Here is a 21,813-nt window from a genome sequence, read left to right as displayed (position 1 = left end):
CCCAATGCGCATCGGAGAACTCGCCCAACGCACCGGCACCACGCCCAAGGCCATCCGGCTGTATGAGTCGCGGGGCCTGCTGGGCACGGTGGCGCGCGCGGGCAGCTACCGCCACTATGGCGAGGCCGATGTGGCCCGCGTGTTGCTGATCCGCCAGGCCCAGGCGCTGGGTTTTCGTCTGTCGGAGCTGGATGGCCTGCCCCACATCGACACCGCTGCAGGCTGGGAACGCATGGCCCAGCTGGTGGCCGGGCGGCGGGCCGCCGTGGCGCAGGAGCTGGCGCGCCTGTCAGCGCTGGACGCGCAGCTGGCGCTGTTGGAAGCCGAGCTGCACACCTGCGACACGCTGGCCGTGCCCGTGGCACCCGAAGCCTGCGCTGCGCCCTCCACACTGGCGGTGGCACCTCCAGCGCACAACCCCGCGCAATTTGGTGCAGCTACCACGGCGGGCGCTGCGAGATTCACCGCGACTTGACCTGACCGCTTGACTCTGCCCCGTGGGGCAGGGTGACCATGGCGCCATCAACAACACCGTGATGGAGCGTCTGTGGCAGAGCAACAAAACATTCTGGTCATCCTGGGCCACCCCACCGCCGAGAGCCTGTGCGCAGGCATGGCACGTGCCTATGCCGAGGGCGCCAGGCGCGCAGGGGCGCAGGTGCGGTTTCTGGACGTGGGGCAGCTCGGTTTCAACCCTCTGTTTCAGGGCTATGGCGCTGCCCAGCCGCTGGAACCCGATTTGCTGGCCGCGCAGGCCGACATCACCTGGGCGCACCATCTGGTGTGGGTCTATCCGATCTGGTGGGGCGCCATGCCCGCGCTGCTCAAGGGTTTTATCGACCGCGTGCTGCTGCCCGGCTATGCCTTCAAGTACCGCAAAGGCTCATCACTGTGGGACAAGCTGCTGGCCGGCCGATCGGCCGAGCTGCTGGTGACCATGGACTCGCCGCCCTGGTACTTTCGCTGGGTCACGCGCATGCCGGGGCACCACCAGATGAAGAAGGCCATCCTGGAGTTCTGCGGCATCAGCCCCGTGCAGGTGCACAGCTTTGGCCCGGTGCGCAGCGCCAGCACCGAGCGGCTGGCGCAGTGGGTGGAAAAGGCGCGGCAACTGGGGCAGCGCCAGGGGGCACGCTCCGCGCCGGGCAAGCCGCGCCCGGCACCCGTCACTTCGTCGCCGTGAATGCTTGAACGGCAGCTCGGCCCACGGCAGGGTCATCGGTGAAGAAGCCGTCGATGCCTGCGCGCAGATAGGCCGTGATCTCGGCCACGCTGTCGCCGCGTACCGTGCCGTCGGTGGCGGGCGCCTTTTTCAGCCCGGCAGGCAGAAAGGCGTTTTCGGGCCGCAGCGTCCAGATGTGCACGCCCAGGCCTTCGGCGCGGGCGCGCGCCACCAGCGGGGTGGGTTCGCCCGGCACGCCATCCTTGACCGGCACCACCAGCGTCTTGAACGGGCCGATGGCACTGGCATAGGTGGCCACCTGCTTCAGGCCTTCGGGCGTGATGAGGTCGGCATAAGCGCGCGTGTTGGCCGCGCCCTGCGCCACAAAGTCATACGGCCGGCCCGAGGGCGCGACCAGCTGCACCAGGCGCACGCTGCTGAGCTTGCGGATCGCCTGCAGGTTGCTGACCTCGAAGGACTGCACGAACACGGGCGCGTCCTTGTGGTTCCAGCCGTTTTTCTCCAGCACGGCCAGCAGCGGCGCCTCCAGCGGCAGGCCGATGGACTGGAAGTAGGTGGGGTGTTTGGTCTCGGGGTAGATGCCGATGGTCCTGCCCGTCTTGGCTGTGGCCGCCTTGGCCAGGTCGATCACCTCCTGCAACGTGGGCACCTCGAACCGACCGTTGTAGGCCACGTTGGCCGGGCGCTGCGCGGGGATGCGCTCGCGGGCGCGCAGGGTCTTGAGTTCGGCCAGGGTGAAGTCTTCGGTGAACCAGCCGGTGATGGCCTGGCCGTCGATGGTCTTGGTGGCCTTGCGCGCGGCGAACTCGGGGCGGTCCACCACGTCGGTGGTGGCTTCCTTCACAGAGCCATCGGCGCCGAGGATGGAGATGGCGTTCTCGTGCCGCGCCACCAGCACGCCGTCCTTGGTGATCACCAGGTCGGGCTCGATGATGTCGGCGCCGTCGTCAATGGCCTGCTGGTAGGCGGCCAGCGTGTGCTCTGGCCGCAGCGCCGAGGCGCCCCGGTGGGCAATGACGGTGGGGGTGGGTGGCCAGGCCTGGGCCACGGCGCCCAGCGCCCAGGTGGTGAGCAGCGCGGCGGCAGTCACGGCGCGCAGTGCAGTGCGTTTCATGCGGGTCTCCTACAAGCAGAGCCCGCACCTTAGCCGATGCGTTTGACAGCGTCGTGTCGCGAGGATGCCTACGCGTGTTCGAAGTGAAAAACGGCCGTGCCCGCGCGTGCATTGGGCAGCCAACGCACCTCTTGCCCGTCCTGCAGCCCGAAGGAGTCGAGGATGCGCAGGCTGTTCTTGGTGGCCAGCACTTCGAAGTCTTTGTAGGTGCCCACACGGATGTTGGGCGTGTCGTACCACTGGTAGGGCAGGCGCCGCGTCACCGGCATGCGCCCGCGCAGGATGGACAGGCGGTTGGGCCAGTGCGCAAAGTTAGGGAAGGCCACCACACCCGTGCGGCCCACGCGCGCTGTCTCGCGCAGCATGGTCTCGGCATTGCGCAGGTGCTGCAGCGTGTCGATCTGCAGCACCACGTCAAAGCTGTTGTCGTCGAACATGGCCAGCCCCTCGTCGAGGTTGAGCTGGATCACATCCACGCCGCGCTGCACGCAGGCCAGCACGTTGGCGTCGTCGATCTCCACGCCATAGCCACTGCAGCCGCGCTCGCGCTGCAGGTAGTCGAGCATGGCGCCGTTGCCACAGCCCAGGTCGAGCACGCGCGAGCCGGGGGGCACCAGGCGCGCCAAGGCTTGCATCGCCGCTTTTTCGGTCATGGTTGCAACTCCTTGGCAATGCTATCGAAGTAAGAGCGCATGACGCCCATGTACCGGGCGTCATCGAGCAAAAAGGCATCGTGCCCGTGGGGCGCGTCGATCTCGGCGTAGCTCACGCTGCGGCGGTTGTCGAGCAAGGCCTTCACGATCTCGCGGCTGCGCTTGGGTGAGAAGCGCCAGTCGGTGGTGAAGCTCACCAGCAGGAACCTGGCCTGCGCCCGGGCCAGGGCCCGCGTGAGGTTGCCGCCGTGGGTGCGCGCGGGGTCGAAGTAGTCGAGCGCGCGGGTGATGAGCAAATAGGTGTTGGCGTCGAAGTAGTCGCTGAACTTGTCGCCCTGGTAGCGCAGGTAGCTTTCGATCTGGAACTCGATGTCCTGGGTGCTGTATTTCAGTTCCAGGCCTTCGCGCAGCTGTCGGCCGAACTTCTCGTTCATCACATCGTCGCTCAAGTACGTGATGTGGCCGATCATGCGGGCGATGCGCAGGCCACGCTTGGGGATCACGCCGTGGCGGTAAAAGTGGCCGCCGTGGAAGTCCGGGTCGGTCACGATGGCGCGGCGGGCCACTTCGTTGAAGGCAATGTTCTCGGCCGTGAGGTTGGGGGCGCTGGCCACCACCACCGCGTGGCGCATGCGCTCGGGGTACTGCAGCGTCCACGAAAGTGCCTGCATGCCGCCCAGGCTGCCACCCAGCACGGCGGCCAGTTGCTCGATACCCAGGCGGTCGAGCAGGCGGGCCTGGGCGTTGACCCAGTCTTCCACCGTGACCACCGGGAAGTCCGCGCCATAGACCTCGCCCGTATCGGGATGGTTGTGCATGGGGCCGGTGGAGCCAAAGCAGGAGCCCAGGTTGTTCACGCCGATCACGAAGAAGCGGTCGGTGTCCACGGGCTTGCCGGGGCCGATCATGTTGTCCCACCAGCCCTCGCTCTTGTCCTGCCCGGCGTAGACGCCCGCGACGTGGTGCGAGGCATTGAGGGCGTGGCACACGAGCACGGCGTTCGAGCGGTCGGCATTGAGCGTGCCGTAGGTCTCGTAGGCCAGGTGGTAGTCGCGGATGGACGCACCGCTTTGCAGCGGGAGCACCTCCGGAAAATGCATGGACTGGGGCGTGGCAAAAAACGACATAAAAAAACCCGGCGTCGCTAAAAACGAGGCCGGGCGGATGTGTCGGACGGGTCTTTAGCAGGATTTATAAAGCGCCCGCAAGCTGTGGCAAATCGGCGCGTCTGGCAAATATACCAAAACGGCCGCTGCTGCTCACCCGGCGGGCGTGAAGATCGCCACCAACCCCAGCACCAGAAAAATCACCGCCGAGACCACATGGACGGCGCGAATGGGCACGCGGCGCGTGATGCGTTCGCCCAGCCAGACCACAGGCGCGTTGGCGATCATCATCCCGAGCGTGGTGCCCGCCACCACCCACAGGTAGGCGTTGTACTGCGCGGCCAGCATGACGGTGGCGATCTGCGTCTTGTCGCCCATCTCGGCCAGGAAAAACGCCACCACCGTGGTGCCGAACACACCCCAGCGCGGCGAGCCATCGGCCTCACCTTCGTCAAGCTTGTCGGGGATCAGCATCCACACCGCCATGGCGATGAACGATGCACCCAGGATCCAGCGCAGCACCTGGGGGCCGAGGAACGTGGTCACCCAGGCACCCAAAGCCCCGGCCAAGCCGTGATTCACCAGGGTCGCCACCAGGATGCCAAGCACGATCGGCCAGGGTTTGCGAAAACGTGCGGCCAGCACGAGCGCGAGCAGCTGCGTCTTGTCGCCCATCTCGGCGAGCGCGACGATGGCGGTAGAAATGAAGAAGGCTTCCATGGGGGAGGGGGTCCTATCCGGCCGGATGGGTGGAAAACGCATTGACTGCACCCCGACTCCGGCCATGTGGATCGGTTTGCAGTCAATGGTCTCGCCCAGCTCAAAAGCCGCATACGCCATAGGTTTCAAAGAACCCAAGTGTGTTGACGCATGCCCCCGGCGCATTGCGCGGCCGGGCGGGCTACTCCCCAAAGACTCGCGGATTTTACCCTGCTTCCGACAGGGAAAACAGGCGGTTGGTTGCCGAAAGGTGGCGACGGGCCAGGTTCGGGTGGCTGTTCAGACCCTGCGGGTTTCCCCTGAAAACCACCGTTGCACGCTCCAAAATACCCACAAATTTGTGCAGGATGGATGGCTTGATCCAGAAATAAACCCCACACGCCTCATAAAGTGATTAATAATGGGTTCGCTTTTCTGCTTGCAGGAAAGCAGTTAGCTTAGCGGTGAATGGTCAGTTTCGCGTCTTTGAAGTCGTCACAGGTTTGTTGATTGCGTCGGACTCCATCGCGTTTTTGTGTTTTTTCAGGAGTCCTTCATGGGCAACAAACTTTACGTGGGCAACCTGCCCTACTCTTTCCGCGACGAAGATCTGCAACAGACCTTCAGCCAGTACGGCTCGGTCGGCAGCGCCAAGGTCATGATGGAGCGCGACACCGGCCGCTCCAAGGGTTTCGGCTTTGTCGAAATGGGCAGCGATGCTGAAGCCCAAGCCGCCATCCAAGGCGTGCATGGCACCAATTTCGGCGGCCGTGACCTCGTGGTCAACGAAGCCCGTCCCATGGAGCCCCGCGCTCCCCGTAGCGGCGGCTTCGGCGGCGGCAACGGTGGTGGCGGCGGCTACGGCGGTGGTGGCGGCGGCGGTTACGGCGGTGGCCGTAGCGGTGGCGGCGGTGGTGGTGGTTACGGCGGTGGCCGTAGCAGCTACTAAAAGACCTTGCTGGCAGACCTTTGCGGTCTGCCAAAGGCAAAACAAAGGAGCCCCTGGGCTCCTTTTTTCATGCCTGCGCGGCATCGCCACCACAGTCGGCATTGCCGCTTGCTTTTTCCGCAAAAGTGTGGCGCATAATGAGCCAGCGGGGTTTCCCCCGCTTAAAGTTTGCGGTGATCCGTCAGTTTCGCGCTGAGAGCGTCATTGAGATTAGCTGGCTGCGTTTTCGGGACTCCATCGCTTTTTCCATGTGTTTTTGAGGAGTCCCTCAATGGGCAACAAACTGTACGTCGGCAACCTGCCGTACTCGGTGCGCGACAGCGATCTCGAACAGGCCTTTGGCCAATTCGGCGCAGTGACCAGCGCCAAGGTCATGATGGAGCGCGACACAGGCCGCTCCAAGGGCTTTGGTTTCGTGGAAATGGGCAGTGACGCGGAAGCCCAGGCCGCCATCAATGGCATGAATGGCCAGCCACTGGGTGGCCGCAGCATCGTCGTGAACGAGGCACGCCCCATGGAGCCCCGCCCACCCCGCAGTGGCGGATTTGGCGGCGGTGGTGGCGGTTACGGCGGCGGCGGTGGTCGCAGTGGTGGCGGCGGTTACGGCGGTGGCCGTGAAGGCGGCGGCGGTGGTGGCTATGGCGGCGGCCGCGAGGGTGGCGGCGGTTACGGCGGCGGTGGTGGCGGTGGCCGCAGCGAAGGCGGATTCCGCAGCCCCTACGGCTCTGGCTCCCGCAACGGCGGTGGCGGCGGTGGCCGCAACGGCGGTGGTGGCGGCTATGGTGGCGGTGGTGGCAACGGCTACTGAAGCAGACCTGCGACGTTTCTCTGAAAGCCCCCTCGGGGGCTTTTTTCATGCCCGGCCGCCACGGCTTGCTTCTATCGCAGCCAGGACCGCCCCGAACCGGCGGCCAAAAACCACCTCCGGTGGACCTAGGAGCTACTGCTCGCTCTGCCGCCGCTTGCGCGGGCGCCCGGCCAGCAGCTTGTCGAACAGCACGTTCGGCACCATGCGCAGCAACTTGGCAACCACCCCCATTTGCCAGGGGATGACCCGGTAGCTGACACCGGCCGTGATGGCCCGGAAGGCACGGTCCGCAAAATCATCGGCCTGCATCAGAAACGGCATGCTGTAGCGGTTCTGGCGGGTGAGCGGCGTGTCGATGTAGCCCGGAGAAATGGTGACCACACGCACTCCGTGGGGGCGCATCTCCCCGCGCAGGCTCTCGCAGTAGCTGATGACGGCCGCCTTGCTGGCGCAATACGCACCATGCCCGGGCAGGCCACGGATGCCTGCCACGCTGCCGATGCCCACCAGCGTGCCGCTGCCACGCTGCGCCATCGCGTCCGCAAAGGGATGGAAGGTGGCCGCCACGCCGATGTTGTTGGTGGCAAAGGTGCGTGCCATCACCTCGATGTCGTCGCGCACTGCCGTATCCATGCCCACGCTGATACCCGCATTGGCAATGACCACGTCAGGCACCCCTTGGCGTGCGATGCAATCGCGGCCCGCAGCAACGATGCTGTCGGTCACGGCTACATCTGCACTATAAATTTCGTAGCTGTCAGCGCTTATTCCTTGAGCGCTAGCCCATGTTTTGACCTCAGAGGTGCGGCGCGCCACCAGGGCCAGGCGGTAGCCCGACCGGTGAAAGCGCAGGGCCAGGGCCTGGCCGATGCCGCTGGACGCGCCGGTGATGAAGACAAGGGGAGTGGTCATGCGGGCTCCGATCGGGGCGGCGTACTAGGGTTTGGCCGCGCCGGGCTGGAGCACGCCACGCACACGTCCGCGCAGCTGCAGCACCTGGTCGAGGTTGTCGTAGTCCATGCCATCGGCCGTGAAGCGATCATTGCCGCGCGTGAGGGTGACGGGCTTGTCGGAACGCACGCGTTCGGTGTTGGTGTAGGCGTGCAGGAATTCGCTGCGGAACTCCAGCCGAGGCTGGGCGGGTGACCCTGGCTTGGCGGGCAGGGGCTCGCGCGTGACGATGGCATTTCCAAACAGCTGCACCTCCGAGCCATCGGCGTTGGTCAGGGCGCGGTCTGCCGTGGCCACGGTGAGGCGGCCCTGCGGCGTCACCGAGCGCATGCGCGCTTTGTCGATCTCCAGCGTGTCGGAGTCGGGGTAGTGCCGCGCTTCTTCGCCCTGCACTTCGCTTTGCAGGCGCCCGCTCGCGTCAAAGCTTTTTACCGAGAACGACTTCATGAAATAGTCGGGCTGGTTGCCTTGTTGGCGCTCGATGGCAGGCAGCAGGGGCATGGGCGCGTTGCGCACAAGCCACCAGGTGCCCAGCGCCAGCAGCCCCATGAGCACGACGGGCAGATAGAGCGAGAACTGTTCCCAGCCCTGGCGGACCCAGTTGCGCATCACGGTGTTGCCTCCGGGCCAGGCACGACAACCTGGCAGGTGGGGAAAGAGCGCAGAAAACCCCGGTTCATGCGGTGTACTCCGCCAGCAGTGCGGCATAGCGGCCCGAGGCCACCAGCAGTAGATCACACAGTTCGCGCGCGGCACCATCGCCGCCCCGGGCCTGCGTCACAAAATGGGCGGCGTGGCGCACTTCGGCCTGGGCGTTGGCCGGGGCGCACGCGAAAGCACTGCGGCGCATCACCGGCAGGTCGGGCCAGTCGTCACCCATCGCAGCAGCCTGGGACCAGTCCAGCCCCAGCGTGGCCAGCATCTGCTCAGCGGCGGGGCGTTTGTCTTCGGTGCCGAACACCGCATGTTCGACCCCCAGCGCCTTGAGGCGCACGCGCAGCGGCGCGGAGTCGCGGCCCGTGATGACCGCAGGCGTGATGCCTGCCTTTTGCAGCAGCTTGAGCCCATGCCCGTCCAGCGTATTGAAGCGCTTGAGCGTTTCGCCCGATTCGCTGAAATACAGGCCGCCATCGGTCAGAACGCCATCGACATCAAAGAAAGCGATACGCACGCTCTGGGCGCGCAGCAGCAGCTCGGGGGGAAATTGCAGCACGGGCAGGGTCATTTCAATAAGGGGCATGCAGATCGAACGGGCACAGCCAAGACCAGTGCACCCGTGGAACCGGCTTCGCCGGGCCACCGGGTGCGTCCCCTAAGGGGGAAGGCGCGCAGCGACTCAGGGGGGTCATTTGAAGTGAGGTCATATGACTTTGGCTCGCATCAGGTCGCCGATGTGCACCGCCCCCGTGAGCACCCCTCCCGCATCCACCACCAGCACGCTGGTGATGGCATGCGCCTCCATCATTTCGGCGGCGTCCACCGCAAGGGCGTCCGGGGCAATGCGGCGCGGGTGGGGGTGCATGACCTGGCCCGCCGTGGCAGTGCGCAGGTCGGCCCCGGCCTCGATGCGGCGGCGCAGGTCGCCGTCGGTGAAGATGCCCAGCACCTGGCCGGCGGCATCCACGACGGCCGAGGCGCCCAGGCCCTTGGCACTCATTTCGCGCATGAGGTCGCTGAAGGAGGCGTCGGGCGCCACACGCGGCACCTCGCTGCCGGTGCGCATGACATCGCTCACATGGGTGAGCAGCTTGCGCCCCAACGCACCGCCAGGGTGCGAACGGGCAAAGTCTTCAGGGCGGAAGCCCCGGGCGTCGAGCAGGGCCACGGCCAGCGCGTCGCCCATGGCCAGCTGGGCCGTGGTGCTGGCGGTGGGGGCCAGGTTCAGGGGGCAGGCCTCACGCTCCACGCTGCAGTCGAGCACCAGGTCGGCATGGCGGGCGAGCGTGGACTGCAGCCCGCCGGTCATCGCGATCAGCGGGGCGCCCAGGCGCTTGAGCACGGGCAGGATGGCCGTCAGTTCACCACTTTCGCCACTGTTGGAGATCGCCAGGACCAGGTCGTCGCCCGTGACCATGCCCAGATCGCCGTGGCTGGCCTCGGCCGGGTGCACAAAAAACGCCGGCGTGCCCGTAGATGCCAGCGTGGCTGCAATCTTGCGGCCCACGTGGCCGCTTTTGCCCATGCCCATCACCACCACACGGCCACGGGCCTGCAGCACCATCAACACAGCCTCGGCAAACACGCCATCGACGCGGGCCGCCAGCCCGGTCAGCGCCGCCGCCTCAATGTCAAAGGTCTCGCGGGCCAGGCGCAGGGCCTGTTCGGCGTCAAAAGGGGGCAGTGTGGCGGGCACAGGGGTCATCCGGTGGATTCTATCGACCGGGCATGCCTGCGCGGGTGGCAGATTTTTTGCCCTGGCTCTGGCATGGACCCTGCTTCGGACAGAAAACACCGAGGGCCGCAGGAAGGCTCGGATAGCATCGAACCATGTCCTCACTCGCCCTCACCTTGCTTTACCTGTTGGCCGCAGTGCTGGGTGTTGTGGTCTGCCGCAGCCTCAAGCTGCCACCCATGCTCGGCTACCTGGCTGCGGGGGTGCTCATCGGCCCCCATGCGCTGGCGCTGACGCAGAACTCGGAAGGGGTGCGGCACCTGGGCGAGTTTGGCGTGGTGTTCCTGATGTTCGCCATCGGGCTGGAGTTCAGCCTGCCCAAGCTGCGCGCCATGCGGCGCCAGGTGTTCGGCCTGGGGCTGATGCAGGTGGTGCTGACGATGGTGGTGGTCACTGGCGCGGCACTGGTGCTCTCCCGCTGGGTGGGCGGCGTGTGGGATATGGGCTGGCAAACGGCGCTGGCGCTCTCGGGCGTGATGGCGATGAGCAGCACGGCCATTGTGGTCAAGCTCATGGCCGAGCGGGCCGAGCTCGAAAGCGAGCATGGCCGCCGCGTGATGGGCATTCTGCTGTTCCAGGACCTGGCCGTGGTGCCGCTGCTGGTGCTGATCCCCGCGCTGAGTTCCTCGTCAGACCAGCTGCTGACCGCGCTGGCGTGGGCGCTGGTCAAGGCCACGGTGCTGGTGGGCATTCTGCTCACGGGCGGGCAGCGGTTCATGCGCTGGTGGCTCACGCTGGTGGCGCGGCGCAAGAGCGAGGAGCTGTTCATGCTCAACCTGCTGCTGATCACGCTGGGCCTGGCCTGGCTGACCGAACTGGCGGGGCTGAGCCTGGCGCTGGGCGCCTTCATCGCGGGCGTGCTGGTGTCCGAGACAGAGTACAAGCACCAGGTGGGCACGGACATCCGCCCGTTTCACGACGTGCTGCTGGGCCTGTTCTTCATCACCATCGGCATGATGCTGGACTGGCACATCCTGGTGGACCGCTGGGCGCTGGTGCTGGCCCTGCTGACGGTGCCGCTGGTGGTCAAGCTGGGGATCATCCTGGTGCTGGCCCGCAGCATGGGGGCCACCACGGGCGTCGCCCTGCGCACCGGGCTCTACCTGGCCCAGGCGGGGGAGTTCGGATTTGTGCTGCTGTCGCTCACGCAGGCCAACGGGCTGGTGCAGCCCGCGCTGATGAACCCCATCCTGGCCGCCATGGTGCTGTCCATGCTGGCGACGCCGTTTCTCATCATGTACAGCAACCGCATCGTGATGAAGCTGGTGGCCAGCGACTGGCTGCAGCAGTCGCTGCAGATGACGTCCATCGCGCGCAAATCCATCAACACCAGCAAACACGTGATCATCTGCGGCTACGGCCGCTGCGGACAAAACCTGGCGCGCATGCTGGAGCATGAAGGCATCCCCTACATGGCGCTGGACCTGGACCCGGACCGTGTGCGCCAGGCCGCCGCTGCGGGCGATTCGGTGGTGTATGGCGACGCCACCCGCCTGCAGGCGCTGATGGCCGCTGGCCTGGTGCGTGCCAGCGCGGTGGCGATCACCTACATCGACGTGCCGGCCGCCCTGAAGGTGCTGGCCAACGCGCGCTCGCACGCACCACAGGTGCCCGTGGTGGTGCGCACGCAGGACGACCTGCACCTGGACAAGCTGCAAGAGGCGGGCGCCACCGAGGTCGTGCCCGAGGCGATCGAAGGCTCGCTCATGCTCGCCAGCCACGCGCTGGCCCTGGTGGGCGTGCCCATGCGCCGCGTGCTGCGCCTGGTGCAGGACCAGCGCGATGCGCGCTACAACCTGCTGCGCGGCTACTTCCACGGCGCCGACGACGACACGGCCAACGAGCGCGACCAAGAACGCCTGTCCACCATCAACCTGCCGCCCGGCTCCACAGCCCTGGGCCGCAGCCTGGGCCAGCTGGCCCTGCCCGCCATGGGCGTTCGGGTGGTGAACCTGCGGCGTGGCAACGGCCACATCAGCGCAGCGGAGGACGACGCACAGCTGGCCGAAGGCGACACGCTGGTGCTCTCAGGGCACCCGGCGGCGCTGGCACTGGCGGAGGACAAGTTGTTGCGGGGGTAGCAGGGTACATCCCCCTGAGGCACTGCGTGCCTTCCCCCTTCTCTCTACGCGCTACGCGCTCCGGGAAGGGGGAAGATGCCCTCGCTGCGGGGCGGCCCTTGCTTGGCATCTCTCGCCTAGTGCGTGCCAGTGGCTGAGGCTGGCGCCAAAATTTGAATTAAATATGGCTCTAGCGCTTATCTGCCAAGCGTCAATAGCTATCCATTTAATAGCAAACTACAAAAGCTCGGCGGGCCCTGGCCGCCCGAACAGATAGCCCTGGAACTGCTGGCAACCGTTACGCAACAGGAACGCGCGCTGCCCTTCGGTTTCCACCCCTTCGGCCACCACGTCCAGGCCCAGGCTGTGGGCCAGGGTGATGATGGTGCAGGCGATGGTGGCGTCGTTGGGGTCGGTGAGCACGTCGCGCACAAAGCTCTGGTCGATCTTGAGCTGGTCCAGTGGCAGGCGCTTGAGGTAGCTCAGGCTCGAATAGCCCGTGCCAAAGTCGTCCAGCGAGAAGCCCACGCCGAGCGTGCGCAGCGCCTGCATCTTGAGGATGCTGTCTTCCACATCATGCAGCAGCAGGCTTTCCGTGAGCTCAAGCTTGAGGTGGGCCGGGTCCGCCCCGCAATCGCGCAGCACGCTGAGTACTTCGTCGGCAAAGCCGGGTTGGCGAAACTCCTGCGCGCTCACGTTCACGGCCACGGTCCAGTCCGCAGTGTGCGGCGCTGTTGCCCAGAGCGCCAGCTGACGGCAGGCCATGGTCAGCACCTGGCGCCCTAGCGCCAGGATCAGTCCGGTCTGCTCTGCCAGGGGGATGAAGTCGCCGGGAGGCACCATGCCGCGCTGCGGGTGGTTCCAGCGCACCAGCGCCTCGGCCCCCAGCACCTTGCCGGCCTCGTCCACCACCGGCTGGTAATGCAGCAGGAACTCGTTGCGCAGAATGCCCTGCCGCATGTCGCCTTCCAGCGCCGACCTCGCAGACGCCGCCGCCTGCATGGCGGGGTCAAAGAAACACAGCGTGTTGCGGCCCTGCGCCTTGGCCTGGTACATGGCCAGATCGGCGCGCTGGAGCAGCTCCTGCACGGGCAGCTGCACACCGCGAAAAAGGGCAATGCCGATGCTGGGCGTGCTGTGCACTTCGCTGTTTTGCACCACGTAGGGCTCGTTCAGCGCCGCCAGCACCTTTTGCGCCACGGCCTCGGCTTCGGCGGCCGCAACGTCCACCTCGGCGTGGAGGCCCTGCAGCACCACCACGAACTCGTCGCCACCCAAACGCGCCACCGTGTCGGTGGCGCGCACGCACGCGCCGATGCGCCCGCCCACCTGCACGAGCAGCCGGTCTCCCCACTCGTGGCCCATGGTGTCGTTGATGCCCTTGAAGTTGTCGAGGTCCAGGAACAGCAAGGCCCCGTGGCATCCCTCCCGCGCACACGCGTTGGCCGCGCGGTCCAGCCGGTCCATGAGCAGCCGCCGGTTGGGAAGGCCGGTGAGTTCGTCATAGAAGGCCAGGCGCTGGATCTCGGCCTCGGCCAGCTTGCGTTCGGTGATGTCGCGCGCCACGCCCCGGTAGCCCGTGAACTGGCCGGCACCATCAAAGATGGGCTCCCCGCTGATGGAGACCCACACGGGCTTTCCGTCTTCGGTCAGACGTTGCATTTCAAAGTCGTGGAACACCTCGTGCGCCTCCAGTTGCCTGCGGTGCTCCCGCCATTGGCCCTCGCTCACAAAGGTATTGGGCAGCTCCCAGCGCGTGCGCCCGTAGTGCATCTCGTCGGGTACACCGGCATCGTTGTAGGGGTTGCCGTCCAGGCGCACAAAGCGGAACTGCGCATCCTGCTCCCAATACCAGTCGGAGGACAGGTGGGTGAGGCTGCGCCAGCGCGATTCGCTCAGGCGCAAGGCCTCCAGGGTGCTCAGGTAGTCGGTCACGTCCGTGAAAGTGCGCACGCGCCCCCCTGGCTCCAGGGCCCGGGTGCGCACTTCGATGTAGCGGCCGTTGTGGGTGCGCCGCACATAGGTGTCCGGCATGGTGAGCTTGCCACCGTGGGCCGCATATTCCGACGCCACATAGTTGCGCGCCGTGGGTTCTATCAGCTCAAATCCGGTGCCGAAATCGCCCCGTTCGGTCTGAAACCGCACCACGTCCTCGACTTTGGGCTGGGCGGCCAGCAGGGATTCGGGCAGGTCGAGCAGCTCCAGATAGCGCCGGTTATAGACCCGGATACGTCCCTCCGCATCCACGTTGGTAATGCCTTGCGACACGCTGGCCAGCGTGCCTTCGAGGGCGCGCGTCTTCTCGGCCAGCAACGCGCTGGTGCGCGCGAGTTCCACCTCAACCGCGCTGCGCGCCAGCTCGGCTCGGCGGGCCATTTCCAGCTGGCCCACGGTGTTGAGCAGGGGCTGGAGAAACTGCACGTCTGCCGCCGAATACCCCTCGGGCCGATTGGCCAGGCCCACCATGGCCACCAGTTCGCCCGCCGCATGGATGGGCAGCCCCAGGTAGGTGCGCAGCGGGGGATGGCCCGGGGGCGTGCCCGCGCTGCGCGTGTCGTGGCCTGCATCGTTGGTGAGCACCGGCTCGCCCGACACCAGCGCCGCGCCCACCAGGGACTGCAGGTTGTCGAACACCATGCCTTCTTCTGCGTGCTGGGCATAGAGGGCATGGGAGGCCTCGTCCCAACTGATGTCCGTCATCGCATGCACCCGCAGGAAGGGATGCCCGTCGGCGGCACGTTGTACCTGGCCCACCAGGCCAAAGGCACTTTGCGTGAGCGACATCAGCTCCTTGAGTAGGGCCTCGAACGCGGCGCGCGGGCCCGAACTGGCGATGAACATGGCCTGCGCAAGCGATATCGCCTGCAGCAACCGGTGCTGGCGCGTCAGCATGGCCTCTGCCACCAGCCGGGCACGGGCGCTGGAACTGCGCTCCAGCACCGCATCGATCTGCGCGGGCAGGGTCAGCAGATAGTCCAGCGCAGGGTCCTGCACAGCATAGTCATCAAAGCCGTGGCGCAGGGCCTGGGCCGCATGGGTCTCGGCGCCCTTGCGCACGATGATCATGGCCGGGACGCCATCGAGCAGCCGCAGCAGGTCAAAGGCCGAGCCATCGACGCTGCGCTGCGCCGCCAGCACAATGTCCGGCCTGCTGTGCTCCAGGTGGTCCCGGGCCTGCGCCAGCGACTGAGCCACATCCACCCGCCAGCCGGACCAGGGGTCTGCGAGCGCATCCACCACCGCCTGCGCGTGGTGATGATCGCTTTCGATCAGCAGGATGGAGATGGGCATGGCCGATCGGCGTTGTGGAGTGGTCCAACGGGGGGCGTTACCAAGGGTGTAACAGCACGGAAACATTATGGGGGCTTGCAGCGCTCCGGGCACACCCCCACGGCAACCACCCCTGGCTGGATACACTTTGCCCCACAACGGCCTTTGGCCTGCGCACGTTTGCGCGTGCAGCCTTTCTTTACCCCCCCGACCCCATGCAGCCACTCAGCGTCAACGAATACCTCCGCCAGCACATCCGCACCGTACCCGACTGGCCCGCGCCCGGTGTGCAGTTCCGGGACATCACCCCGCTGCTGCAGGACCCCAAGGTGTTCCGCGTGCTGATCGACGCCTTTGTGCACCGTTACATGGACAAGGCGCTGCGCCCGGATGTGGTGGCCGGGCTGGATGCACGCGGCTTCATCCTGGGTGCCGTGGTGGCCTATGAACTCAACGTGGGTTTTGTGCCCATCCGCAAGAAGGGCAAGCTACCCTTCACCACGGTAGAGGAAACCTATGAACTTGAATACGGCAGCGCCACGGTGGAGCTGCACACCGACGCCGTAAAGGCAGGCGACCGCGTGCTGCTGATCGATGACCTCATTGCCACGGGCGGCACGATGATGGCGGGCCGCAAGCTGCTGGAGAAACTGGGCGCGACGGTGACCGAGGGCGCCGCCATCGTGGACCTGCCCGAGCTGGGAGGCTCCAAACGGCTGCGCGAATCCGGCCTGCCGCTGTACACGCTGGTGGACTTCGAGGGCCACTGATCACGGCCGCCCAGAGTCCGACTAGCTGCGGCCCGCAGGGTCAGTTCAGCTCGCCGTACTGGGTGCTGCTCAGGTCCGGCGCGGGGCCATCGGACCCGGGCATTTCGGTGTCTTCAAACCCCGTGGGCTGCGAAGGCGGCAGCAAAGGCCCCGAACGCACAGGCACACCGGGCTTGGCCGCTGCCAGCGGCACTGCGGCGGTGGTGCCTGCCGCCGAGGCCAGGGCGCGCTTGAACGCCGCCACTTCGTCCGCCTCGATGGGTTCGTACCGTGGTGCTGGGCGTGGTGCGGCGGCGGGCGCAGTGGGCGCCGCAGCAGGCGCAACCGCCGGAGCAGCCAGGGGAGGGCGCAGTGGCGCGGGGGCCGTGGCGGCGGCTGTCGGCACGGGCGCCACCGGGCGGGCCGGGGTGGCCACCACCGGAGCGGGTGCCGTAGCCACCGGAACCGGCCGCCGGGCCAGCGGTGGTGCTGCCTGCAGGGAAGCCCCCTGGGGCGCAACCCCCTTCTGGGGGATACCCACTGCTACGTGGTCATTGATGCGCCAGTACACGGCGGTTACCAGGATGTCGTAGCGGGTTTTGGCCGTCTGGGCAATCAGCGCCTCGATTTCGGACAGGCGCACAGTTTCTCCACCGTATTCACGCGCCAGGTCCATCATGACCAGAAACTGGCGCCCACGCTGGTCCAGCGACAGCACCTTGAACTTGTAGCTGGCCGACAGCACACCGGCCCGCACCATTGCGTCGCGGACCACCGTGTAGAGCAGCTCGCGGCGCTCCATGCGTTCGTTCTTGCGGTTGGCGGCGTGCTCGGGAGGCAGGGGCTCCACCAGCGGTTTGCCCTGGCGGCCTGGCGAGAGCGGTACCGTGGCATCGGCATTCAACAGGCCCGACGGTTCGGCCATGGGCCGGGGCTTGGGGGGAGCAGGTTTGCGGCTAAACCAACTGAACAGAGACATGGCTTGCTTTCTACGGGACGGCGCCAGAAAAATCCAAATTGAGTGTAACTTGCTGTACACCCATTCTTGCCCCGCAAAAGCCCGCAGGCCACCACCACATCGGTGGTCTGTCAGGTGGCCGCAACGCGGCGGCGGCGATTGCCCAGCCGCTTGGCCAGTACCGCCCCAGCGGCCATCACCAGGCCCAGCGCAATGGCAGGCTGGCGGATGGAAAGTTCGGTGAAGCGGATGGCGGTCAGGCTCCACAGCTTGCAGGGCGCGCTGGCCTGCACGGTGGCGCTACGGGAGCGGTGCGAGAAAAACGCACCTTCGCCCACCACGGAGCCTGCCCCGACGATCGCCAGACGCAAGCGCTCTTTTTCGTCCTGGTAGTGCACGCTCAGGCTGCCGCTTTCCACCAGGTACAAGGTACGGTCTGTAGCGCCCTGCGTGAACAACACCTGTCCGGCGGGCATGACCACGGGCAGAAGGTAAGACGAGAGGATGTCCCACTGCGCCTGGGTCAGTGGGTTGGTCATGCTGTCGTCGGCACTGGCCTGTGCGATGGCATCGATCAGACCTTGCAGGTCTACCTTGGAAACAACAGGCGTGGGAACATTCATGGTCTGCCGAAAGTACCCTTGTTACAGATTGCGCACAAGCGCTGTTTACGTCCATTTACAACATAAGCGACAGGCGGCGGCCTGTGCGCCCTGGTCGGAGGCCAGCCCGTTCAAACTGCACGAACAGTCGCACTTCTGCGGACCTATTTGCCAATACAAAAACTGGAAAAAATGACGCCCAGCAGGTCATCCGAGCTGAACTCGCCGGTGATGGCGCTGAGGGCGTTCTGAGCCAGGCGCAACTCTTCGGCCAGCAGATCCAGCGCCGGGCCCTGGGCCTGCAGCTGGTCGGCCGCCTCTTGCAAGTGAGCCCCCACGGCCTGCAAAGCCTCCACATGCCGGGCACGGGCAATGTAGAGGCCTTCCGGCGCAGACTGCCAGCCGGCTACTTCCAGAAGCAGGCGCCGCAGACCATCCAGGCCCTCGCCCGTCCGGGCAGACAGGTGCACGCCAGGCCGGGCGTTTTCACCCGCCGCCGCAGCCGCCCCTGGCGCCCGGTCGAGCTTGTTCCAGACGTCAATCACGGGAATGCTCTTGGGCATTTTTTGGGCCATCGCGCTTGCTATATCGGCGTCACCAGCTATGTATTCAGGAGCATCCGCACGCTCTAGGTCATGCAGGAACAGCACCGCGTCGGCCCCGGCAATTTCGTCCCAGGCGCGGGCGATGCCGATGCGCTCCACCTCGTCGCTGCTGTCGCGCAGGCCGGCGGTGTCGATGATGTGCAGGGGCACACCTTCGATCTGGATGGTCTGCTGCACCTTGTCGCGGGTGGTGCCTGCAATGGGGGTGACGATGGCCAGCTCGGCCCCCGCCAGCGCGTTGAGCAACGAGCTTTTACCGGCATTGGGCTGGCCTGCGATCACCACCTTGATGCCCTCGCGCAGCAGCGCGCCCTGGCGCGCCCGCTGCATCACAGAGGCCAATGTTTGCTGCAAATTCGATAGCTGTCCATGCGCATCTGCCTTGCGCAGGAAGTCGATTTCTTCCTCAGGGAAGTCCAGCGTGGCCTCCACCAGCATGCGCAGGTGGATGAGGGCATCACGCAGGCCATGGATCTCGGCCGAAAAAGCCCCGGTCAGCGAGCGGCTGGCGCTGCGGGCAGCCGCCTCGGTGCTGGCGTCGATCAGGTCGGCAATCGCCTCGGCCTGGGCCAGGTCGATCTTGTCGTTCAGGAAGGCTCGTTCGGTGAACTCGCCCGGCTGGGCGACGCGCAAGCCGCGCAGATTGGGCTGGCCGGTAGCGGGGTCGGTGGCGGCACCCGCCTCCAGGCAGCGTGCCAGCAGCAGTTGCAGCACCACCGGGCCGCCGTGGGCCTGCAGCTCCAGCACGTCTTCGCCGGTGTAGCTGTGCGGGCCGGGAAAGTACAGCGCCAGCCCCTGGTCGATGGCCTGGCCCTGCGCATCGCGAAAGGGCAGGTAGGTGGCCTCGCGGGGCTTGAGGGTGCGCCCGCAAACCGCCTGCACCAGCGCATCCAACCCGCGCCCTGACACGCGCACGATGCCGACGGCCCCACGCCCCGGGGCGGTGGCGATGGCGACGATGGGGTCTTGGTGGCGGGCAAGCATGTGCGGCGATTTTGGGAAGAGAGCGCCAAAAATTGGCGCGGCCCAAGCGCGAGACACCGCGCAAGGGCCGCCCCGCCGCGCTGGTGTCGTCCCCCTTCCCGCGCGCAGCGCGAGAGAAAGGGGGAAGCGGCGCAGCCGCTCAGGGGGTTACTTAAATTTTGGCAGGTTGAACTGCGGTGGCACGCCCATGCGGGAGTTGATGAGCCACTGCTGCGCAATCGACAGGATGTTGTTGGTCAGCCAGTACAGCACCAGGCCGGCCGGGAAGAAGAAGAACATCACGCTGAAGATCAGCGGCATGAACCACATCATCTTGGCCTGCATCGGGTCTGGCGGCGCGGGGTTCAGGGCTGTCTGCAGCAGCGAGCTGGCGGTCATCAACAGCGGCAGGATGAAGAACGGGTCAGGCGTCGACAGATCGTGAATCCAGCCGATCCAGGGCGCGTTGCGCATCTCAACGCTGGACAGCAGCACCCAGTACAGCGCAATGAACACGGGGATCTGGATCATGATGGGGAAGCAACCACCCATGGGGTTGACCTTTTCCTCGCGGTAGATGCGCATCATCTCCTGCTGCATCTGCTGCGGCTTGTCCTTCAGGCGCTCGCGCATCTCCATGATCTTGGGGTTGATGGCCTTCATCTTGGCCATGCTGGCGTAGGCCTTGGCGTTGAGCCAGTAGAACGCGATCTTGAGCAGCAGCACCAGCGCCACGATGGACCAGCCCCAGTTGTTCAGCAGCTTGTGCAGCTGGTCCAGCAGCCAGTACAGCGGCTTGGACAGGATGGTGAGCCAGCCATAGTCCTTGACCAGTTCCAGGCCGGGGTACAGCTTTTCCATCATCGTTTCGACCTGCGGGCCAGCGAACAGGCGCGCATCGATGGTCTTGGTGGCACCGGGCTCGATGGCGCCCAGCGAGGTCAGCATGCCCACGGAGTACAGATTGGTGTCCACCTTGCGGGTGAAGGGCTCGCGCTGCACACCGTCGGCCAGCAGCCATGCTGTGGCGAAGTAATGCTGCACCATGGCCACGTAGCCGTTGGGCGAGTCCTTGGGGATGTCGACCTTGCCGTTGTCGATGTCCTTGAACTCGATCTTCTGGTACTTCTTGGCGTCGGTGTAGACGGCCGGGCCGGTGAAGGTGGAGTAGAAAGACGACTCTCCGGGAGGCTTGTTGCCATCGCGCACCAATTGCAGGTACAGCTGGGGCGACACCGCCGCGCTGCCCGTATTGACGATGTCGTGCTTGACCGCGATGTCATAGGCGCCACGCTTGATGGTCCAGGTCTTGACCAGCTTCACGCCGCCCTGTGCAGGCGATTCGAAGCGAACGCTGATTTCATCTTCACCGTCCTTGAGTTCACGCGGGCCGGGCACCACGGTCATGGCAGTCTTGTGGGTGGGGAACGTGCCACCGATCAGGCCGGTTTGCGCCACATAAACGCGCTGGGCGCTTTCGTCCAGCAACAGGAAATTGCGGGCCTTGTCGGCCATGTCGGCGTGCTTGAGCAGCTCGGCATGCGTGAGCGAGCCGCCTTCGCTGTCAAACACCAGGCGATACAGGTCGGTCTTGACTTCGATGCGCTCGCGGGGGGCAGGTGCTGCCGCAGCAGCCGCTGGCTGGCCAGGCACTGCAGAGGCCCCCGTCGCTGCAGCGGCCACGGGTGCACTCGTGGAAGGCACGCTGGCAGCCCCGGTCGCGCCCGACGCGGCACCGACAGCGGCGGGTGCCGTCACGGCTGGCGTGGTGGGGAAAAAGGTAGCCTTGTTGCCGTTGTGCAGCTGCCACTTGTCCCACAGCAGAACCATGGAAAAGCCAAAAATCACCCACAGGATGGTGCGGCGAATGTCGTTCATGAAGACTTCTTTGGTGAGGATGGTTGGGTGTTGGAAGGATGAAGCCGCGAGAAAAGCCGCATGCTGCGCGGCAATTGTTGCGGGACCGGGTCATGGCCCCCGTCACACCAGGGGTGGCAGCGTACCAGCCTGCGCACCGTGAGATAGCTACCCGCCGCAGCGCCATGCTGCTCCAGCGCCTGCAGCGAATAGGCCGAGCAGGTCGGTTCAAACCGGCACGACGAACCCAGCCAAGGGCTCAGGAACAGCCGGTAGCCCTTGACGACACCGATCAAGAAGCGCTGCATCAGCATGGCACCACCGGCTCTGCAACACCACCTTGTTGCTGCGCGGGGGAAGCAGCACCGGCCCCACCTGCACGCCGTGCGGCGTAGCCAAACAGCTGCAACAGCTCTGCCCGCACCGCCTGCTTGAGCTGGTCGGACGTAGCGCTCACGAACTGCTTGCGGTCAAACGCCGTGCGCAGACGCACCACATGGGCGGCCTGCGGGAGCCGCGCTTCAAACGTGGCGCCCACGTTGTAGATCTGTCGCTTGATGGTGTTGCGCGTCACGGCGCGGCGCGCCCAGCGCTTGGGCACCATGGCACCCAGCCAGACGCCCTGCACGGCAAACAGGGCCTGCGGCCCTTGCTGTTGTGGCAAGGAGCCGGGCCCTGTGGGTAAAGCAGCACTGGCTTGGCGGTCAGCCGCAGCACCTTCGGCATCCAGCACCAGACGGTGCAGCACAAAATGCGCTGTACGGGAGACAGTGCCCCCCGCCATGGTGGCCTGGAACTGCGGACGGGTTTTCAGCCTGTGCATGCAAGCGCCCCGTTTGGAACCTGGCAGTACAAGCCGGGAACAGGCGGGGAGCAGGCCGTAGACCGTAGCGG

General features: G+C 66.0%; 21 protein-coding genes and 1 riboswitch. Of the genes, 6 read left to right on the top strand and 15 right to left on the bottom strand.

Annotation, left to right across the window (positions count from 1 at the left end):
• Positions 1–4 precede the first annotated feature (4 nt).
• On the top strand, positions 5–475 hold the full coding sequence (locus C8C93_RS20375) for a MerR family transcriptional regulator (RefSeq protein WP_121508094.1): 471 nt from the start codon (positions 5–7) through the stop codon (positions 473–475).
• Between the two features lie 72 nt (positions 476–547).
• Entirely contained in the window at positions 548–1,183 is a 636-nt protein-coding gene (locus tag C8C93_RS20370; RefSeq protein WP_121508093.1) for an NAD(P)H-dependent oxidoreductase, read from the top strand.
• On the opposite strand, the gene C8C93_RS20365 is transcribed toward C8C93_RS20370, so the two are convergent.
• From C8C93_RS20365 to C8C93_RS20350, 4 genes are all read right to left on the bottom strand, one after another.
• On the bottom strand, positions 1,167–2,297 hold the full coding sequence (locus C8C93_RS20365; RefSeq protein WP_121508092.1) for a glycerophosphodiester phosphodiesterase: 1,131 nt from the start codon (positions 2,295–2,297) through the stop codon (positions 1,167–1,169). The two genes, C8C93_RS20370 and C8C93_RS20365, sit on opposite strands and share 17 nt — an antisense overlap.
• 68 nt (positions 2,298–2,365) lie before the next feature.
• A complete protein-coding gene (gene metW / locus C8C93_RS20360) occupies positions 2,366–2,950 on the bottom strand; it encodes a methionine biosynthesis protein MetW (protein ID WP_108498592.1) in 585 nt (194 codons plus the stop codon).
• On the bottom strand, positions 2,947–4,077 hold the full coding sequence (locus C8C93_RS20355) for a homoserine O-acetyltransferase (RefSeq protein WP_121508091.1): 1,131 nt from the start codon (positions 4,075–4,077) through the stop codon (positions 2,947–2,949). The genes metW and C8C93_RS20355 overlap by 4 nt, the downstream gene beginning before the upstream one ends.
• A 132-nt stretch (positions 4,078–4,209) precedes the next feature.
• Positions 4,210–4,776, bottom strand: coding sequence for a TMEM165/GDT1 family protein (locus C8C93_RS20350; protein WP_121421696.1), 567 nt, complete (start codon positions 4,774–4,776; stop codon positions 4,210–4,212).
• Between the two features lie 16 nt (positions 4,777–4,792).
• Positions 4,793–4,978: riboswitch (yybP-ykoY riboswitch) on the bottom strand.
• A 333-nt stretch (positions 4,979–5,311) separates the two neighbouring features.
• Between C8C93_RS20350 and C8C93_RS20345 the strand changes: the two genes are divergently transcribed.
• Positions 5,312–5,704 carry an RNA-binding protein gene (locus C8C93_RS20345; RefSeq protein ID WP_100408622.1) on the top strand — a complete coding sequence of 131 codons (393 nt, stop codon included), beginning with the start codon at positions 5,312–5,314 and terminating at the stop codon, positions 5,702–5,704.
• A 271-nt stretch (positions 5,705–5,975) separates the two neighbouring features.
• Positions 5,976–6,512: an RNA-binding protein gene (locus tag C8C93_RS20340; protein ID WP_121508090.1), complete on the top strand. Its 537-nt coding sequence runs from the start codon at positions 5,976–5,978 to the stop codon at positions 6,510–6,512.
• A 132-nt stretch (positions 6,513–6,644) separates the two neighbouring features.
• On the opposite strand, the gene C8C93_RS20335 is transcribed toward C8C93_RS20340, so the two are convergent.
• The 4 genes from C8C93_RS20335 to C8C93_RS20320 form a co-directional block, all read right to left on the bottom strand.
• Complete coding sequence (locus C8C93_RS20335; protein ID WP_121508089.1) at positions 6,645–7,424, bottom strand: SDR family oxidoreductase; 780 nt, start codon at positions 7,422–7,424, stop codon at positions 6,645–6,647.
• A 24-nt stretch (positions 7,425–7,448) separates the two neighbouring features.
• Positions 7,449–8,072 carry an LPS export ABC transporter periplasmic protein LptC gene (gene lptC / locus C8C93_RS20330; protein ID WP_121421699.1) on the bottom strand — a complete coding sequence of 208 codons (624 nt, stop codon included), beginning with the start codon at positions 8,070–8,072 and terminating at the stop codon, positions 7,449–7,451.
• Positions 8,073–8,139: 67 nt separating this feature from the next.
• Entirely contained in the window at positions 8,140–8,703 is a 564-nt protein-coding gene (locus tag C8C93_RS20325; protein ID WP_121508088.1) for an HAD family hydrolase, read from the bottom strand.
• Positions 8,704–8,823: 120 nt separating this feature from the next.
• Positions 8,824–9,825, bottom strand: coding sequence for an SIS domain-containing protein (locus C8C93_RS20320; protein WP_121508087.1), 1,002 nt, complete (start codon positions 9,823–9,825; stop codon positions 8,824–8,826).
• Between the two features lie 125 nt (positions 9,826–9,950).
• Between C8C93_RS20320 and C8C93_RS20315 the strand changes: the two genes are divergently transcribed.
• On the top strand, positions 9,951–11,936 hold the full coding sequence (locus C8C93_RS20315) for a monovalent cation:proton antiporter family protein (protein WP_055401241.1): 1,986 nt from the start codon (positions 9,951–9,953) through the stop codon (positions 11,934–11,936).
• A gap of 216 nt (positions 11,937–12,152) precedes the next feature.
• Here C8C93_RS20315 and C8C93_RS20310 read toward each other — a convergent pair whose 3' ends face one another.
• Entirely contained in the window at positions 12,153–15,206 is a 3,054-nt protein-coding gene (locus C8C93_RS20310; protein ID WP_121508086.1) for an EAL domain-containing protein, read from the bottom strand.
• Between the two features lie 194 nt (positions 15,207–15,400).
• Between C8C93_RS20310 and C8C93_RS20305 the strand changes: the two genes are divergently transcribed.
• The gene (locus C8C93_RS20305) at positions 15,401–15,955 is read left to right on the top strand and encodes an adenine phosphoribosyltransferase (protein WP_121421703.1); all 555 of its coding nucleotides are present in this window, start codon (positions 15,401–15,403) and stop codon (positions 15,953–15,955) included.
• 40 nt (positions 15,956–15,995) lie between these two features.
• Here C8C93_RS20305 and C8C93_RS20300 read toward each other — a convergent pair whose 3' ends face one another.
• From C8C93_RS20300 to C8C93_RS20275, 6 genes are all read right to left on the bottom strand, one after another.
• Positions 15,996–16,913 carry a hypothetical protein gene (locus tag C8C93_RS20300; protein WP_055401235.1) on the bottom strand — a complete coding sequence of 306 codons (918 nt, stop codon included), beginning with the start codon at positions 16,911–16,913 and terminating at the stop codon, positions 15,996–15,998.
• 110 nt (positions 16,914–17,023) lie between these two features.
• Entirely contained in the window at positions 17,024–17,515 is a 492-nt protein-coding gene (locus tag C8C93_RS20295) for a Crp/Fnr family transcriptional regulator (protein WP_055401233.1), read from the bottom strand.
• 143 nt (positions 17,516–17,658) lie between these two features.
• Positions 17,659–19,083, bottom strand: coding sequence for a tRNA uridine-5-carboxymethylaminomethyl(34) synthesis GTPase MnmE (gene mnmE / locus C8C93_RS20290; RefSeq protein WP_121508085.1), 1,425 nt, complete (start codon positions 19,081–19,083; stop codon positions 17,659–17,661).
• A gap of 147 nt (positions 19,084–19,230) precedes the next feature.
• Positions 19,231–20,940, bottom strand: a complete 1,710-nt coding sequence (yidC, locus tag C8C93_RS20285) for a membrane protein insertase YidC (RefSeq protein ID WP_121508084.1) — start codon at positions 20,938–20,940, stop codon at positions 19,231–19,233.
• The gene (gene yidD / locus C8C93_RS20280) at positions 20,937–21,230 is read right to left on the bottom strand and encodes a membrane protein insertion efficiency factor YidD (RefSeq protein WP_121508899.1); all 294 of its coding nucleotides are present in this window, start codon (positions 21,228–21,230) and stop codon (positions 20,937–20,939) included. The genes yidC and yidD overlap by 4 nt, the downstream gene beginning before the upstream one ends.
• Entirely contained in the window at positions 21,227–21,742 is a 516-nt protein-coding gene (locus tag C8C93_RS20275; protein WP_121508083.1) for a ribonuclease P protein component, read from the bottom strand. The genes yidD and C8C93_RS20275 overlap by 4 nt, the downstream gene beginning before the upstream one ends.
• Positions 21,743–21,813: the final 71 nt, after the last annotated feature.

This window comes from Acidovorax sp. 93, assembly GCF_003633835.1.
Taxonomy (GTDB): Bacteria; Pseudomonadota; Gammaproteobacteria; order Burkholderiales; family Burkholderiaceae_C; genus Acidovorax; species Acidovorax facilis.
Note: the sequence above shows the minus strand (reverse complement) of the source record. Positions and strands in the feature narration are given on the sequence as shown.